Source organism: Sphingomonas sp., from assembly GCF_039594485.1.
Classification (GTDB): Bacteria; Pseudomonadota; Alphaproteobacteria; order Sphingomonadales; family Sphingomonadaceae; genus Sphingomonas.
The window spans coordinates 26,212-41,307 of sequence record NZ_JBCNNI010000027.1; the positions used below are offsets into that span (position 1 = coordinate 26,212).

Below are 15,096 nucleotides of genomic sequence, written 5' to 3' on the forward strand. Positions count from 1 at the left end.
TCCGGCGTGTCAGCGACGCTCCCACACTTTCTGGCCGCCGATCCAGGTTTCCTCGACCTTCGTCGCGCGCAGTTCGCTGGGGTTGGCATCCAGCGGATTGCGATCGACGATGATGAAGTCCGCCTGCTGACCCGTTCCCAGCCGTCCGAACAGATCCTCGGCGAAGCCCGCATAGGCCCCGTCCATGGTGAAGGCGCGCCAGGCGGTGTCGCGATCGACGATCTCCTGCGGTTGCCACCCGCCATAGGGCTGGCCGTCCGGGCCCTGCCGGGTGATGGCGGCGGCCCAGCCCGCAAAGGGATCGGGGCTTTCGACCGGATAATCCGAGCCGAAGGCGATCCGCGCGCCCGCCTTCAGCATCGAGTTCCACGCATAGGCCCCCGCCAGCCGCGCCGGGCCGAGCCGCGCCTCCGCCATGGTCCGGTCGCTCGTCTCGTGCACCGGCTGCATCGAGGCGATGATGCCATGCTTGCCGAAGCGCGGCAGGTCGGACGGATCGACGATCTGGGCATGTTCGATCCGCCAGCGGCGATCGCCCTTATAGGTGTCCGACAATTCCTCGATCGCGCCCAGCACCTGCGCATTGGCCCGGTCGCCGATCGCATGGACCGCGACCTGATACTTGTCCATCGCCGCGCGGCTCATCAGGTTGCGGATCACGTCGTCGGTCATGAAGCCCAGCCCGGACTGGCCCGGCGCATCGGCATAGGGTTGCTTCAACCACGCCCCGCGCGACCCCAGCGCCCCATCGCCATACAGCTTCACGCCGACCAGCCGCAGCTTGCTGTTATAGAGCCACGGGGTCGGCCCGGTGCCGCCGATCCGCACCGCATCCTCGACCCCGCCGCCATAGCTCATGATGCGAACGCGCAGATTGCCCGCATCGCCCATCCGGCGATAGGTCATCCATTCGTCCAGCGTCGTGCCCATGTCCGCGGTCGCGGTGATGCCGTGCGACAGAAGCTCGTTCTGCGCCTTCAGGAAGGCGCTGTTGCGATCCTTGGCCAGCGGCTGCGGCACGACCTTCTGGATCAGCGCCATCGCGGCATCGACGAACACGCCCGAAGGCTGGCCACCGACCTTTTCGATCCGGCCACCGGGGGGCGAGACGGTCTTGGCAGTGATCCCGGCCGCCTTCATCGCCGCGCTGTTGGCCCAGAGCGCATGGCCATCGGCGCGCTCCATGATCACCGGCCGGTCGGCGACCACCGCGTCGAGATCGGCGGCGGTCGGGAAGCGTCCCAGCGCCCAGACCTCCTGGTTCCAGCCGCCGCCGATCAGCCATCTGCGATCGGGGTTGGCGGCGGCATAAGCGGCGATCCGCGACTTGGCCTCATCCAGTGACCTGGTGGTGGCGAGGTCCAGTTCCAGCAGCCGAAAGCCCAGCCCCATCACATGCCCATGCGAATCGACGAAGCCGGGCAGCAGCACCCGGCCCTTCATATCCGCACGCCAGTCGAGCTTTTCGGGACGCTTCTCCTTGGCCGACAACAGCCTGGCGACCTTGCCGTCCGGGGTCAGCAGCAGGCCGGTGAAACGGACGACCTTGCCGTCCTTGTCCAGCGTCAGGCCGGTCACATTGTCGACCAGCCCATCGGCGAACGCGGCGGCGGGGGTCAGCGCGATCGCCAGTGCGGCGGTGGCGGCAGTGACGGCGGTGCGGAACACGCGGGAGGAGAAAACCTGCTTTACCATGGCCATTCCCTATCGGGTGAACCGCCCGGTTGGAAGCGGGGATGCCCGACACACGTCCTCCTCCTGCGGGGAGAAGTCGCGACAGCACCGCGCCCGCATCATGACCGCATCATGACCGCCGCACCACCTCGCGGATCACGAAGTGCGAGGCCAGGCGGGTCACTCCCGGCAGGCGCGCCAGCGTCTCGCGGTGGATGCGCTCGTAGCTGTCGTCGCGGCGCACCTCGACCTGGATCATGTAATCCGCCTCCCCGCTCATCAGGAAGCATTCGACGATCTCGGGGCAGCGCAGGATCTCGCGCTCGAACGCGGCCATGGTGTCCTGCCGCTGGTCCTTCAGCGTGACATTGACCATCACGGTCGACGGCCGCCCCCGCGCTTCATGGCTCAGGATCGCGCGATAGCCGGTGATGACCCCGGCCTCGCGCAGTTGCGCCACCCGGCGATGCGCCGCGCTGGCGGACAGCCCGACCTTCTCGCCCAGCGCCGCGCTGGTCAGGTCGGAATCTCGGGCCAGTTGCGCCAATATGCGGCGATCGATCGCGTCGGACATTCCATCCCGTTACAACGGCCCATGACGCAAGGAAATCCCGATCGTCAGCAATAGGTGGGACAGCTTTGCACACCTCTCCCGCCCGATCGGCGCTAGTATCGGCGCAACCCGTTTCAGGAGTGTCGATCATGCGCGTCGGTGTACCCAAGGAAATCAAGAACCACGAATATCGCGTCGGCCTGACCCCGCCGTCGGTGGCCGAACTGGTCGCCGCCGGTCATGAGGTGATCGTCGAGACCAAGGCCGGCAGCGGCATCGATTTCGAGGATCAGGACTATGTCGACGCGGGCGCGCGGATCGTCGCCACCGCCCCCGAGGTCTTCGACCAGGCCGAGATGATCGTGAAGGTGAAGGAACCGCAGCCGGTCGAGGTCGCAATGCTGCGCCCGCACCATGTGCTGTTCACCTATCTCCACCTCGCCGCCGACAAGCCGCAGGCCGAGGGCCTGATGAAGTCGGGCGCGACCTGCATCGCCTATGAAACTGTCACGTCCCCGCGCGGCGGCGTGCCGCTGCTCAAGCCGATGTCCGAAGTCGCGGGCCGCATGGCGGTGCAGGTCGGCGCGCATTATCTGGAAAAGCAGCAGGGCGGCCGTGGCATCCTGCTCGGCGGCGTGCCCGGCGTGGCGCCCGCCAAGGTCGCGATCCTGGGCGGCGGCGTCTCGGGCGTGAACGCGGCGCAGATGGCGGTCGGCCTGCGCGCCGACGTGACCATCTATGACATCAACAACGACCGTCTGGCGGAGCTGGACATGTTCTTCTCCAGCCAGATCAAGACCGCCTATGCGTCGAAGGCGGCGATCGCGGCGGCGGTGAAGAACGCCCATCTCGTCATCGGCGCGGTGCTGGTTCCCGGTGCGGCGGCGCCCAAGCTCGTCACCCGCGACATGCTGAAGACGATGAAGCGCGGATCGGTGATGGTCGACATCGCGATCGACCAGGGCGGTTGCTTCGAGACCAGCCATGCCACCACCCATCAGGATCCGGTGTTCGAGGTCGACGGCGTGATCCACTACTGCGTCGCCAACATGCCGGGCGCGGTCGCCCGCACCTCGACCTTCGCGCTGAACAACGCGACCCTGCCCTTCGCGGTCAAGCTGGCCAATATGGGCGCCGAGGCCGCGATGAAGGCCGATCCGCATCTGGCGGGCGGGCTGAACGTCTCGGGCGGCAAGATCCGCCACGCCGCGGTCGCCGAAGCGCTGGACCTGCCGTTCGAGGCCTGGGCAGGCTAAGCGCCCCGGCCGCCTGGAGCGAAGTCGAAGCACATGGCCGGACCTCCGCCGCAAAGGCTGGTCCGTCGCCTTCGACTTCGCTCGGGCTGAACCGTGACAAAGGCAATACCGAACGGAACACAAAGAGAACACAACAGTTGGTCCCGCGAAAGGAATCCGCGATGACCGACAATCCGAAGACCGAGCCCTTCTCCAATGCCGAGAAGGACCCCGACGACTGGACGACCGGCGAGGAGCCGATGACCGGGGCGCAGGCGAGTTACCTGAAAACCCTGTCCGAGGAAGCGGGCGAGGCGTTCGACGATAGGCTGACCAAGGCCGATGCCTCCAAGCGGATCGATGCGCTTCAGGCCAAGACCGGCCGGGGCCAATAGGCCCTATTCCCCCATCATCCGAATCGCCTGGTCGAGGAGCAGCACCCGCTGCTCGATCGCCGGGCGATAGGGAGCGTTCGCGGGGGAGAGTTGCAAGGCCCGGTTCCAGAACAGCCGGGCCTTGCGGAAATCGCCCGTCCGCATCCATGCCAGGCCCTCGAAGAAGAAGGGTGCCGGATCATTGGGCCCCAGGACCCGCGCGCGGCGAAAGGCGAACTGCGCGGCGGGCGACATCTGATAGCCGTCATGCGCGAACAGGACATTGCCCAGCTCGGTCCAATAGGGGACGCTGCGCGGATTGCCGCCGACCGCGCCGAGCATGATCTGAACCGCTGTCCGGCTGTTCCCCGATTGCGCGAGCGCATCGGCGGCCATGAACATCGCCCCCTCGCCCCCATAGCGGCCGAGCAACTGTCCGCGCAGTTCGATCAACTCGTCATTGTCCGCCCGCGGCTCGGGACGCGGCGCAGCGGCTCCGGCGGACAGCATCGGTCGGCCCTGCCAGGCATAGCCGACCCCGCCCAGCGCCAGCGCAGCCCCCAGCATCGTCCAGAGCGGTCGCGGAAGGCCCAGTTTCACTGCCAGCCCCAACGCACCCGCCGCCAGCCCCAGAAGCACCAGCCACCCCATCAGCGGCCCCTTCGGAAACTGCCGCGCGCGATCCACGCGCCGATCGCCAGCAACAGCAGCGGCGTCGCCCACAACAGCAACGTCGCGCGCGACAAGGGCGGATCATAGCTGACATAATCGCCATAACGCTCGATCAGCCAGTCGCGGATCGCCGCCGGTCTTTCGCCGCGCGCGATACGCTGGCGGACCAGCGCGCGCATGTCGGCGGCCATGTCGGCATCGCTGTCGGAGATCGACTGGCCCTGACAGACGACGCAGCGCAACTCCATCATCAACGCCCGCGCCTGCGCCTCGGCACGCGGATCGGGCAGTTGCGTGTTGCCATAATCCGGCGCGGCGGCTCCGGCGGCCAGGGCGAGCGCGAGCAGCAGCGTCATCGTGCCGCCTCGAGGTCGCGGACGATCTGGTCGACCTGATCGGCGCGGATGTCGCCGATATATTGCCGCACGATCCGCCCGCGGCCATCGATCAGGAAGGTTTCCGGCACGCCCGACGAGCCCAGTGCCATCTGTACCCGGCTGCGGGCATCGTCGCCGATCGCGGCATAGGGGTCGCCGTTGCGACGCAGGAAGCCCGCGATCGCCGGTCCCTGGTCGTGGATCGCGATCGCATCGATCGGCACGCCCTTCGCCTTCAACGCCATCAGTTGCGGCGCCTCTGCGATGCAGGGGATGCACCAGCTTGCGAAGACGTTGAGCAGCCTGGGGTGCCCCCCACCGAAATCGTGACTGGCCAGCCCCGGCTTGCCCGGCACCATCGGATCGAGCCGGAATTCGGGCAAGGGCTTGTCCACCAGCGTCGAGCGGACTGTGGTGTCGGCGGGGCGCATCAACCCGGCCGCGACCACCAGAAACAGCAGCGCGAACAATGCCAGCGGCACCCAGATCAGCCAGCGCTTCATCCCTCCAGGCCTCATCCCCAGAGCGCCTCCCGCCGCCGCTGTTGCCAGCCCTTGAACCAGCGTCCGACCAGCGCCAGCGCGCCGCCCAGCGCGATCAGCGCGCCGCCCAGCCAGATCAGCGTCACGAACGGCTTCCACCATAGCCGCAACTGCCACCGGCCGGTCGCGGCATCACGCTGGCCCAGCACCGTATAGAGTTGCCCGTCCCAGCGGGTGGCGATGGCGCTCTCGCTGGTGGTGGTCGGGGGATCGGTGAAGAAGCGCTGCTGCGGACGCAAGGTCGCCCCGTCGCCGTCCCGGGTGGCGGTCAGCCTGGCCTCCAGCGCCGACCAGTTGGGACCGATATTCGGATAGATGCGGTCCAGTTGCACCCGCCACGGCCCCACGATCGTCGCCTGCCCAGGATAAAGGGCAATCAACCGCTCGGCGGTGAAGGCGCTGTCGCAGGCCATGCCGATCATGCTGACCCCCAGCCCGACATGCGCCACGACCATGCCCCAGATAGGGAGCGGCGTGCGCCGCCAGTTGCGCCGGGCAATCGGGAGCACGCTTGCGACGATCAGCCCGACGCCGAAGGACAGGCCTAGCAGCGACAACACGCCCATGCCCCCGGTCAGGGTCAGGAGCAGCGCGAACGTCCCCGCCGCCGCGACCAGCGGCCATAGCATGCGGATCAGCACCGCCTCCGCCTGATCCTGTCGCCAGCGCAAGGAGGGGCCGACCGCCATGACCGCAACCAGGGCGAGCGCGATCGGGCCGGCGGCGGCGTGGAAGAAGGGCGGCCCCACCGACAGCCGCACCCCGAACCCCGCCGCGACCAGCGGATAGAGCGTGCCGATCAGCACGATGCCCAGGATCACCGACAATAGCAGGTTGTTGACGATCAGCCCGCCCTCGCGGCTGACGAAAGCGAAATTCCGGCCCGCGCGCACCTGCCCGATCCGCGCCCCGAACAGCGCAAGCGCGCCTCCGATATAGAGGCCCAGCAGTGCGAGGATGAACGCCCCGCGCCGGGGATCGACGGCAAAGGCATGGACGCTGGTCAAGATACCCGACCGGACCAGGAAGGTGCCGATCATCGACATGGAGAAGGCCACGACCGCCAGCATCACCGTCCAGGCCCGAAGACCATCGCGCGCCGCCAGCACATTGACCGAGTGAAGAAGCGCGGTCGCCGCCAGCCACGGCATCAGCGAGGCATTCTCCACCGGATCCCAGAACCACCAGCCGCCCCAGCCCAGCTCGTAATAGGCCCAGTAGGAGCCCGCCGTGATGCCGATGGTCAGCAACACCCAGGCCCCCAGCACCCAGGGCCGCATCGCGCGGGCAAAGGCCGGGCCGACCTGTCCCGTCACCAATGCGCCGACCGCAAAGGAAAAGGCGACCGACAGCCCGACATAGCCCGCATAGAGCGTCGGTGGGTGGAAGGCCAAGCCGGGGTCCTGCAACAGCGGGTTGAGCCCCTGTCCCTCGACGGGGGCAGGGTTCAGCCGCGCGAACGGGTTGGAGGCGAACAGCAGGAACGCATAGAAGCCCAGCGCGATCGCCCCCTGCGCCGCCAGCGTCGCGACATGGGTCGCCCGGTCGAGCGCGCGCTCCTTCCACGCGACCAGCGCACCGCCCGCCCCCAGGATCGTCACCCAGAGCAGCATCGAGCCTTCGTGATTGCCCCAGGCTCCGGCGAATTTGTAGATCCAGGGCTTGGCCGAATGGCTGTTCTCGGCGACCAGCCGGACCGACAGATCGGTGTTCACGAAAACCGCCAGCAACGCCGCCATGGCGATGGCGACCAGCGCACCCTGCACGATCGCGACCGGGCCGATTGCGGCCATCGCCTGCGCCCCCGCCGCGTCCCTGCGCCGCAAGCCCAGCACGCCGAGCAGCAGTTGCAACCCCGCCACCATCGCGGCGAACCAGAGCGCGGCGAGACCGGCCTCCGCGATCACGGCTTCAGGCTCCGGCTCTCGTGCATATTGCCCGCCATTTCGGGGGGCATGTATTTCTCGTCATGCTTGGCGAGCAGATTGGTCGCGACGAAGCCGCCATCGGGCTGGAACTGCCCCTCCGCCACCACGCCCGATTTCTCGCGGAACAGGTCGGGCGTGATCCCGGCGAAGGTCACGGGCGTCGCCGCCTTGCCGTCGGTCACGACGAAGCGCACCGTCACGCCATCACGCGCGCGCTGGACCGAACCCGCCTCGACCATCCCGCCAAGCCGCACCGCGCGGCCCAGCGGCAGCCCCTGCCTCTGCGCGTCGGATGGGGTGTAGAAGAACGCCGCCTGGTCCTTCATCGCCGACATGGCGAGCAGCACCGCCGCGACGATCGCGGCGAGCGCCAGCAGCGCCAGCGTGAGACGTTGGGACTTGGGCGTCATTTCTCGGCGCGCTTCATCGCCAGATAGCTGATGAGGGTCAGCGCGCCTGCGCCCCCCAGCATCACCGCATAGGCCGCCGCCACGAATGCCATCTGGTTCATGCGCGCGCCATCCGCCGCATCCGCGCCTCGGCCCTGGCCAGGGCGAGCAGGGTGCGCATCCGCATCAGCACGATCGCCGCGAACAGGAAGGTGAAACCGCCGAGCGAAATCGGCAGCGGCCATAGCAGCGAGCCATCGATGCTGGAGCCGGTCAGCCCGATCGACTGGCCTTGATGCAGTGTGTTCCACCACACCACCGAATAGCGGATGACCGGCAGCAACGCCGTCCCCGCCAGGCCGTAAAGCGCCGGAATCCGCCCATCCCCGCCGCGCTCCGCATCGGCGCGGGCCAGCGCGATATAACCCAGATAGACGAACAGCAGCAGCAGCATCGACGTCAACCGGCCGTCCCATTGCCACCATGTCCCCCAGGTCGGCCGTCCCCAGATCGACCCCGTCGCCAGACACAGCCCGGTGAACACCGCCCCCGGCCAGGCAATGGCGCGCGCGGCGACCTGTGCCAGCGGATGACGCCAGACGATCAGCGACAGGCTGGACAGCGCGATCCCGCTCCACCCCGCCATGCCCAGCCATGCGGCGGGCACATGGATATAGAGGATACGGACCGTCTCCCCCTGCAGATAGTCGGGCGGCGTCTGGGTCAACCCGGCCCATATCGCGACCGCGATCAGCACAATGCCGGCGCCCAGGAAAATCCCGGTCAACGGACGGGCGATCTTCAGGAAACGCGCAGGGTTCGCAAGGGCATGGATACTGGGCACGATAGGCGGACTGTAAGAGGCTTTTGGCGGCCCGTCATCCGTCTGGGCGCAAGAATTTTCCGCCCGCGCAACCCGGCGCGCGGCGGCTGGTTTACTCCATCGACAACAGCCGCCAAGGCCGCTCCGTCATCCCGGAAAGCCCGGATTTCTCGGGACATATCGACAATGCCGAGAAGGCCCCCGGCTCCGCGCAGGGGACGATGGATGACAATCAGGGGGATTTCCGACAATGACGACCGCCATGTTTCGCTTTACGTGTCTTTCCCTGTGTACGGCGCTGGCGGCCGTTCCATCCGGCCTGATGGCCCAGACGGTTTCGGAAACGGGGCCCACCGTGGTCGTCACCGGCCGCGGCCTGAACGACCAGCCGGGCGACCGGGCGCTGGACGTGGTGACGATCGACCGCGACCGGATCACGCAGAACGCCGCACAACGGCTGGAGAATGTGCTCGCCGATGTCGCGGGGCTGCAACAGTTCCGCCGTTCCGACAGTCGATCGGCGCATCCGACATCGCAGGGCATCACCCTGCGCGGCCTGGGCGGTAATGCGTCCAGTCGCGCGCTGCTGGTGCTGGACGGCGTGCCACAGGCCGATCCGTTCGGCGGATGGGTGGTGTTTCCCGCCTATGCCACCGGGCGGCTGGGACGCATCCGGGTGACGCGCGGGGGCGGATCGGGCTTCTGGGGGCCGGGCGCGCTGGCGGGCACGATCGAGATGGACAGCGCGACACCCGATCAGCTTGCCCCGCTCGATCTGGCGATGTCCTATGGCAGCCGGAATTCGGTCGATGCGCAGGCGGCCGCGTCAGTGGTGCGCGAGGGCGGTTTCCTGACCCTCTCCGGGGCTTATGCGCGCGGCGACGGCTTCACCCCGATCATCGCGGGCCAGCGTGGCCTCGCCGATCGTCCCGCCCCCTATGAGCAATATTCGGGCGCGGCGCGCGGTGTCGTCGGCATCGCGCCGTCGACCGAGTTGCAGATGACGCTGGCCGGTTTTCACGACGCCCGCGACCGGGGGACCGCCTTCACCGACAATCGCTCGGACGGCGCGGATGCGAGCATCCGGCTGGTCGGACGCGGGGCATGGGGCTGGTCGGCGCTGGCCTATGTCCAGACGCGCCAGTTCGCCTCGCGCTATGCCAGCGTGAACGCCGCGCGGACGGCGGCGACGCTGACGCTTGACCAGTATAACGTCCCCGCGACCGGGCTGGGCGCCCGGATCGAGGTGTCGCCGCCGCTGGGGGACGCGATCGCGCTGCGACTGGGCGGGGACATTCGCGACACCAGCGGGCGGACGCAGGAACGCTACAGCTATGCCGCCGGTGCCCCCACCCGGCGGCGCGAGGCGGGCGGTGCGACGCGGACGATGGGGCTGTTCGCCGACGGCAGCGTGGAGGCGGGCATCCTGACCCTCGCCGCCGCCGCACGGGTCGACGATTGGCGCATCCGCAACGGACGGCTGGATGAGTCCTTGCTGGCAACCGGCGCGGCCCTGACCGACAGCGATTTCCTCGATCGCTCGGGACAGGAGTTCACCGGGCGGCTGGGCGTGTCGGTCCACGCCGTCCAACCGCTTGCCCTTCGCGCCGCCGCCTATCGCGGCTGGCGATTGCCGACGCTCAACGAACTCTACCGGCCGTTTCGCGCGGGGGCCGATGCGACCGCCGCCAATGCCGCGCTGAACCCCGAGCATGTCGAGGGCGTCGAGGGTGGTTTCGACCTGACCCCGGTGGCCAGCGTCCGGCTGTCGGGCACCTATTTCCTCAACCGGCTGACCGATGCGATCGCAAATGTGACGATCGCCAACGGACCGGGGACCTTTCCGGGGGTCGGCTTCGTCGCGGCGAACGGCGTCTATCGGATGCGCCGGAATCTCGACGCCATCCGGTCGCAGGGATTCGAGCTGGAGGCGAACTGGACCGCCGGGCCGGTGAGCGCGCGCGGCTCCTGGTCGCACACCATCGCGCGGGTGGAAGCGTCCGGCGCCGCCGCCTCGCTCGACGGCCTGCGCCCCGCACAGACGCCGCGCGACCAGCTATCGGGGACGCTGGCGGTCGCGCATCGCGGCTATACGCTGAGCGGGACGGTGCGCCATATCGGCCGGCAGTTCGAGGACGACCAGAATCTCCGGTCACTCGCGCCCGCCACAACGCTGGACGCCTATGCCGCGCTTCCGATCCTGCGCGGCTGGCTGATCGAAGCGCGGGCCGAGAATCTGGCCGACGCACGGGTCGAGGCGGCCTATAGCGGCGCGGGGGTGATCGAGCGCGCGACGCCCCGGACGCTGTGGATCGGCGTGCGAACCCGGTTATAGTCCCGTCAGGCGTCCCGCTTCTTGAGCAACGCCGTGCGCAGACACCGGCACACCACCTCATCGCGCTGGTTCAGCGCCTCGTGCCGGAAGGTCACCAGCCCGGCGCCCGGCCGCGACTTGCTTTCCCGCAACGCCGTCACCTCGCTCGTCGCGCGCAGCGTATCGCCCAGGAACACCGGCGCGGGCATGACCAGTTCGTCATAGCCCAGATTGGCGACGAGCGTGCCCAGCGTCGTCTCCCCGACCGACAGCCCGACCATCAGCGAGAAGGTGAAGGTGCCGTTGACGAGGATCCGCCCGAACTCGCTCGCCTTCGCCGCCTCGGCATCGATGTGCAGCGGCTGGGGATTATGGGTCATGGTCGAGAACAGGAGATTGTCCGTCTCCGTCACCGTGCGGCGGATCGGATGCTCGATCCGGTCGCCGATGGCCCACTCGTCGAAATAGCGCCCGCTCATGCCGCATCCTCCGCGACGATGCGGACCAGCGCAATGCCCTCGGCCACCTGGCCGCCGGTCCGGGCCTTCAGGTCGGTGACGATGCCGTCGAAGGGCGCGGTCAGGACATGCTCCATCTTCATCGCCTCCAGCGTGACGAGCGGCTGGCCCGCCGACACCGCCTGCCCTTCGGCCACGGCGACCGCGATGATCCGGCCGGGCATGGGCGACAGGATCGCGCCGTCGCCCGCACCGCCCGCGGCCAAGCCATCGGCGCGCCAGCGGGTGAAGGACCAGCTCTGACCACCCTCCGAAATCAGCACTTCGTCCGTTGGCGCCGGAGGCAAGTCGCCCGCCTCGCTGAAATCGACGGTGATCGCGCGCCCGTCGAGCAGGAAGCGTGCACTTCGCCTTGGCGCGGCGTTGAGGCGGAAGCCGGAAAGATCATCCGCGCCGACCAGCGCCGCCGCTGCTTCGGCCAGAGCCTCTTCGGACGGCTCGGTCGGCGGCATCAGCGCCTCGCCCTCGCGCGCGATCAGGCCGGTATCGACATGCCCGCTCGCGAAATCGGGATGGTCGAGCGCCTCCACCAGAAAGCCCGCATTGGTGCGCACCGGCCAGATCACCGCCTCGTCCAGCGCATCGGCCAGCGTCTCCCGCGCGTCCTCGCGGGTCTCGCCATGGGCGATGACCTTGGCGATCATCGGGTCGTACCAGGGGGTGATCTCCGCACCTTCCTCGACGCCGGTGTCGATGCGGATCGCGGGGTCGTCGCCGAGGTCGAACACCTCCAGCGTGCCGATCGCGGGGAGGAAGCCCCTGGCCGGGTCCTCGGCATAAAGCCGTGCCTCGATCGCGTGGCCGTGGATGGCGAGGTCGTCTTGCGCCAGCGGCAGGGGCTCGCCCGCCGCGACGCGGAGCTGCCATTCGACCAGATCGACGCCGGTGATCGCTTCGGTGACGGGATGCTCGACCTGGAGGCGGGTGTTCATCTCCATGAACCACACCCGGTCGGCGCGCAGCCCTTCGGAGGCATCGGCAATGAACTCGATCGTCCCCGCCCCGACATAGTCCACCGCCTGCGCGGCACGGACGGCGGCTCCGCAGACGGCTTGCCGTGTCGCGTCGTCAATGCCGGGCGCGGGGGCTTCCTCGATCACCTTCTGGTGACGGCGTTGCAGCGAGCAGTCGCGCTCGAACAGGTGGACCACCCGGCCATGGCGGTCGCCGAAGACCTGCACCTCGATATGGCGGGGCGAGAGGATATATTTCTCGATCAGCACCCGATCGTCGCCGAACGAGGAGGCAGCCTCGCGACGGCAGGAGGCCAGCGCCTCGGCGAAGGCGGCGGGATCGTCGACGCGGCGCATCCCCTTGCCGCCGCCGCCCGCCACCGCCTTGATGAGCACCGGGTAGCCGACCGCGTCCGCCTCGGCGGCAAGGCGGTCGGGGGATTGATCCTCACCCAGATAACCGGGGGTGACGGGGACGCCCGCCGCGATCATGCGGGCCTTGGCGGCGTCCTTCAAGCCCATGGCGCGGATGCTGTCGGGGTTCGGGCCGACCCAGATCAGGCCCGCCGCGATCACCTGCTCGGCGAACTCCGCATTCTCGGACAGGAAGCCATAGCCGGGATGGATTGCCTCCGCGCCGCTTTCCCTCGCTGCGGCGAGGATGCGCGCGGCGTCGAGATAGCTTTCGCGCGCCGGGGCCGGGCCGATGGCGATGGCCTGGTCGGCGAGCCGGACGTGCAGCGCCCGCGCATCGGCGTCGGAATAGACCGCGATGGTGCGCAGGCCCATGTCGCGCGCGGTGCGGATGATACGGCAGGCGATCTCGCCGCGATTGGCGATGAGGAGGCTGTTCATCATAGGATCAGGACTCCAGCGTCAGCGTGATGGCATCGCCCGGCCGTTCGGCGATGGCGTCCAGGATCACGGTCAGGATACGGTCGAAGCGCTCTCCCACCGCTCGTCGTGCAGCGGAGGCGTTGGTCAGGCGTAGCGCGATCGGCGGCTCGACCACCGCGACCAACAGGTCGAACAACGCATCCAGACTGCCGCCATACCATTCGACGCCGGAGGCTTCCCGAATGCGGGCATGGAAATCGGCTTCGTCCACCACGGTCGCGCCATCGATGGTCAGGTCCATCGGCATTACATGCGGAACACCCCGAAGCGGGGCGCCTCCGCGATCGGTGCGTTGAGGCATGCATCCAGCGCCAGACCCAGCACATCGCGCGTCTGTGCCGGATCGACGATGCCGTCATCCCATAGCCGCGCGGTCGCGTACCAGGGATTGCCCTCATCCTCGTAACGCTGGCGGATCGGGGTCTTGAACGCCTCGGCTTCCTCCGGCGTCCAGCTTTCCGCGTCGCGGTGGACGGTGGCCAGCACGCTCGCCGCCTGTTCGCCGCCCATCACGCTGATGCGCGCATTGGGCCAGGTGAACAGGAAGCGCGGGGAATAGGCCCGCCCGCACATGCCGTAATTGCCAGCACCAAAGCTGCCACCGATCAGCACGGTGATCTTGGGCACCTGCGCCGTCGCCACCGCCGTCACCAGCTTGGCGCCATGCTTGGCGATGCCTTCGGCTTCGTAGCGGCCGCCGACCATGAAGCCGGAGATGTTCTGGAGGAACAGCAAGGGGATACGCCGCTGGCACGCGAGTTCGATGAAATGCGCGCCCTTCTGTGCGCTCTCGGAAAACAGCACGCCGTTATTGGCGAGGATGGCGACCGGCTTGCCATGGATATGCGCGAAGCCGCAGACGAGGCTGGCACCGTACAGCGCCTTGAATTCATGAAGGCGCGATCCGTCGACCAGCCGGGCGATGACCTCATGCACATCGTACGGCGCGCGCACGTCCTGCGGGATCAGGCCGTATAATTCTTCCGCCGGATAGAGCGGTTCGTCCGGCTCGGCGAGGTTGACCTCGGGCAGCGTCTGTAGCGGCAGTGTCTCCACGATATCGCGAACGATCGACAGCGCATGATCGTCATTCTCCGCGACGTGATCGACCACCCCCGACTTGCGGCCATGGGTGTCCGCGCCGCCCAGTTCCTCGGCCGAGATGACCTCACCCGTCGCCGCCTTCACCAGCGGGGGACCGGCGAGGAAGATCGTCCCCTGCCCGCGTACGATCACCGTCTCGTCCGACATGGCGGGCACGTAAGCGCCGCCCGCCGTGCAGCTTCCCATGACGCAGGCGATCTGCGGAATGCCTGCCGCCGACATCTGCGCCTGGTTGAAGAAGATGCGGCCGAAATGGTCGCGGTCGGGAAAGACCTCGGCCTGATGCGGCAGGTTCGCGCCGCCGCTATCGACCAGATAGATGCAGGGCAGCCGGTTCTCCAGCGCGATCTCCTGAGCGCGGAGATGCTTCTTGACGGTCAGGGGGTAGTAGGTGCCGCCCTTCACCGTCGCGTCGTTGGCGACGATCATCACCTGTCGGCCATGCACCCGGCCGATCCCGGCGATCAGCCCAGCGCCGGGGACCGCATCGTCGTACAGGCCGTTCGCCGCCAACTGGCCGATCTCGAGGAAAGGTGAACCCGCGTCGAGCAACTGCTCCACCCGGTCGCGAGGGAGCAGCTTGCCGCGCGCGACATGGCGGTCTCGCGAGGATTCGCTGCCGCCAAGCCCGACCTTCGCCACATCGGCCCGGAGACGCTCGGCCAGCGCGCGGTTATGGTCGGCATTGGCGCGAAACGCCACATCGTCACGCGACAGCCGCGAGGACATCACCACACCCATGA

Annotated in this window: 15 protein-coding genes; 3 read left to right on the forward strand and 12 right to left on the reverse strand. The window is 68.3% G+C overall.

The window, feature by feature from the left end:
* Positions 1–9 precede the first annotated feature (9 nt).
* Positions 10–1,695, reverse strand: coding sequence for an amidohydrolase family protein (locus tag ABDV78_RS13620; RefSeq protein WP_343527931.1), 1,686 nt, complete (start codon positions 1,693–1,695; stop codon positions 10–12).
* 109 nt (positions 1,696–1,804) lie between these two features.
* On the reverse strand, positions 1,805–2,248 hold the full coding sequence (locus tag ABDV78_RS13625) for an Lrp/AsnC family transcriptional regulator (RefSeq protein WP_343527932.1): 444 nt from the start codon (positions 2,246–2,248) through the stop codon (positions 1,805–1,807).
* 128 nt (positions 2,249–2,376) lie between these two features.
* Here ABDV78_RS13625 and ald point away from each other — a divergent pair, with 128 nt between their 5' ends.
* Together ald and ABDV78_RS13635 are read left to right on the forward strand one after the other, a co-directional pair.
* The gene (gene ald, locus ABDV78_RS13630) at positions 2,377–3,483 is read left to right on the forward strand and encodes an alanine dehydrogenase (RefSeq protein WP_343527933.1); all 1,107 of its coding nucleotides are present in this window, start codon (positions 2,377–2,379) and stop codon (positions 3,481–3,483) included.
* Between the two features lie 161 nt (positions 3,484–3,644).
* On the forward strand, positions 3,645–3,857 hold the full coding sequence (locus tag ABDV78_RS13635; protein ID WP_343527934.1) for a DUF3072 domain-containing protein: 213 nt from the start codon (positions 3,645–3,647) through the stop codon (positions 3,855–3,857).
* Positions 3,858–3,860: 3 nt separating this feature from the next.
* Here ABDV78_RS13635 and ABDV78_RS13640 read toward each other — a convergent pair whose 3' ends face one another.
* The 6 genes from ABDV78_RS13640 to ccmC all read right to left on the reverse strand — a co-directional run bounded on the left by ABDV78_RS13640 (position 3,861) and on the right by ccmC (position 8,588).
* Positions 3,861–4,487, reverse strand: a complete 627-nt coding sequence (locus tag ABDV78_RS13640) for a tetratricopeptide repeat protein (RefSeq protein ID WP_343527935.1) — start codon at positions 4,485–4,487, stop codon at positions 3,861–3,863.
* A complete protein-coding gene (locus ABDV78_RS13645; RefSeq protein WP_343527936.1) occupies positions 4,487–4,864 on the reverse strand; it encodes a cytochrome c-type biogenesis protein in 378 nt (125 codons plus the stop codon). The genes ABDV78_RS13640 and ABDV78_RS13645 overlap by 1 nt, the downstream gene beginning before the upstream one ends.
* A complete protein-coding gene (locus ABDV78_RS13650) occupies positions 4,861–5,388 on the reverse strand; it encodes a redoxin family protein (protein WP_343527937.1) in 528 nt (175 codons plus the stop codon). The genes ABDV78_RS13645 and ABDV78_RS13650 overlap by 4 nt, the downstream gene beginning before the upstream one ends.
* A gap of 11 nt (positions 5,389–5,399) precedes the next feature.
* Positions 5,400–7,334 carry a heme lyase CcmF/NrfE family subunit gene (locus ABDV78_RS13655; RefSeq protein ID WP_343527938.1) on the reverse strand — a complete coding sequence of 645 codons (1,935 nt, stop codon included), beginning with the start codon at positions 7,332–7,334 and terminating at the stop codon, positions 5,400–5,402.
* Positions 7,331–7,765, reverse strand: a complete 435-nt coding sequence (gene ccmE, locus ABDV78_RS13660; RefSeq protein ID WP_343527939.1) for a cytochrome c maturation protein CcmE — start codon at positions 7,763–7,765, stop codon at positions 7,331–7,333. The genes ABDV78_RS13655 and ccmE overlap by 4 nt, the downstream gene beginning before the upstream one ends.
* 97 nt (positions 7,766–7,862) lie before the next feature.
* A complete protein-coding gene (gene ccmC, locus ABDV78_RS13665; RefSeq protein ID WP_343527941.1) occupies positions 7,863–8,588 on the reverse strand; it encodes a heme ABC transporter permease CcmC in 726 nt (241 codons plus the stop codon).
* 241 nt (positions 8,589–8,829) lie between these two features.
* Between ccmC and ABDV78_RS13670 the strand changes: the two genes are divergently transcribed.
* Positions 8,830–10,902 (forward strand): TonB-dependent receptor, encoded by a 2,073-nt coding sequence (locus ABDV78_RS13670; RefSeq protein ID WP_343527942.1) that lies wholly within the window; start codon positions 8,830–8,832, stop codon positions 10,900–10,902.
* Positions 10,903–10,907: 5 nt separating this feature from the next.
* On the opposite strand, the gene ABDV78_RS13675 is transcribed toward ABDV78_RS13670, so the two are convergent.
* Genes ABDV78_RS13675 through ABDV78_RS13690 form a run of 4 tightly spaced genes read right to left on the reverse strand, consistent with a single transcriptional unit; the run spans position 10,908 to position 15,094 of the window.
* Positions 10,908–11,360, reverse strand: a complete 453-nt coding sequence (locus ABDV78_RS13675) for a MaoC family dehydratase (protein WP_343527943.1) — start codon at positions 11,358–11,360, stop codon at positions 10,908–10,910.
* Positions 11,357–13,210, reverse strand: a complete 1,854-nt coding sequence (locus tag ABDV78_RS13680) for an acetyl/propionyl/methylcrotonyl-CoA carboxylase subunit alpha (protein ID WP_343527944.1) — start codon at positions 13,208–13,210, stop codon at positions 11,357–11,359. Before ABDV78_RS13680 ends, ABDV78_RS13675 begins: the two co-directional genes overlap by 4 nt.
* Before the next feature lie 4 nt (positions 13,211–13,214).
* The gene (locus tag ABDV78_RS13685) at positions 13,215–13,490 is read right to left on the reverse strand and encodes a barstar family protein (RefSeq protein WP_343527945.1); all 276 of its coding nucleotides are present in this window, start codon (positions 13,488–13,490) and stop codon (positions 13,215–13,217) included.
* Positions 13,491–13,495: 5 nt separating this feature from the next.
* Positions 13,496–15,094, reverse strand: a complete 1,599-nt coding sequence (locus tag ABDV78_RS13690; protein ID WP_343527946.1) for a carboxyl transferase domain-containing protein — start codon at positions 15,092–15,094, stop codon at positions 13,496–13,498.
* Positions 15,095–15,096 lie beyond the last annotated feature (2 nt).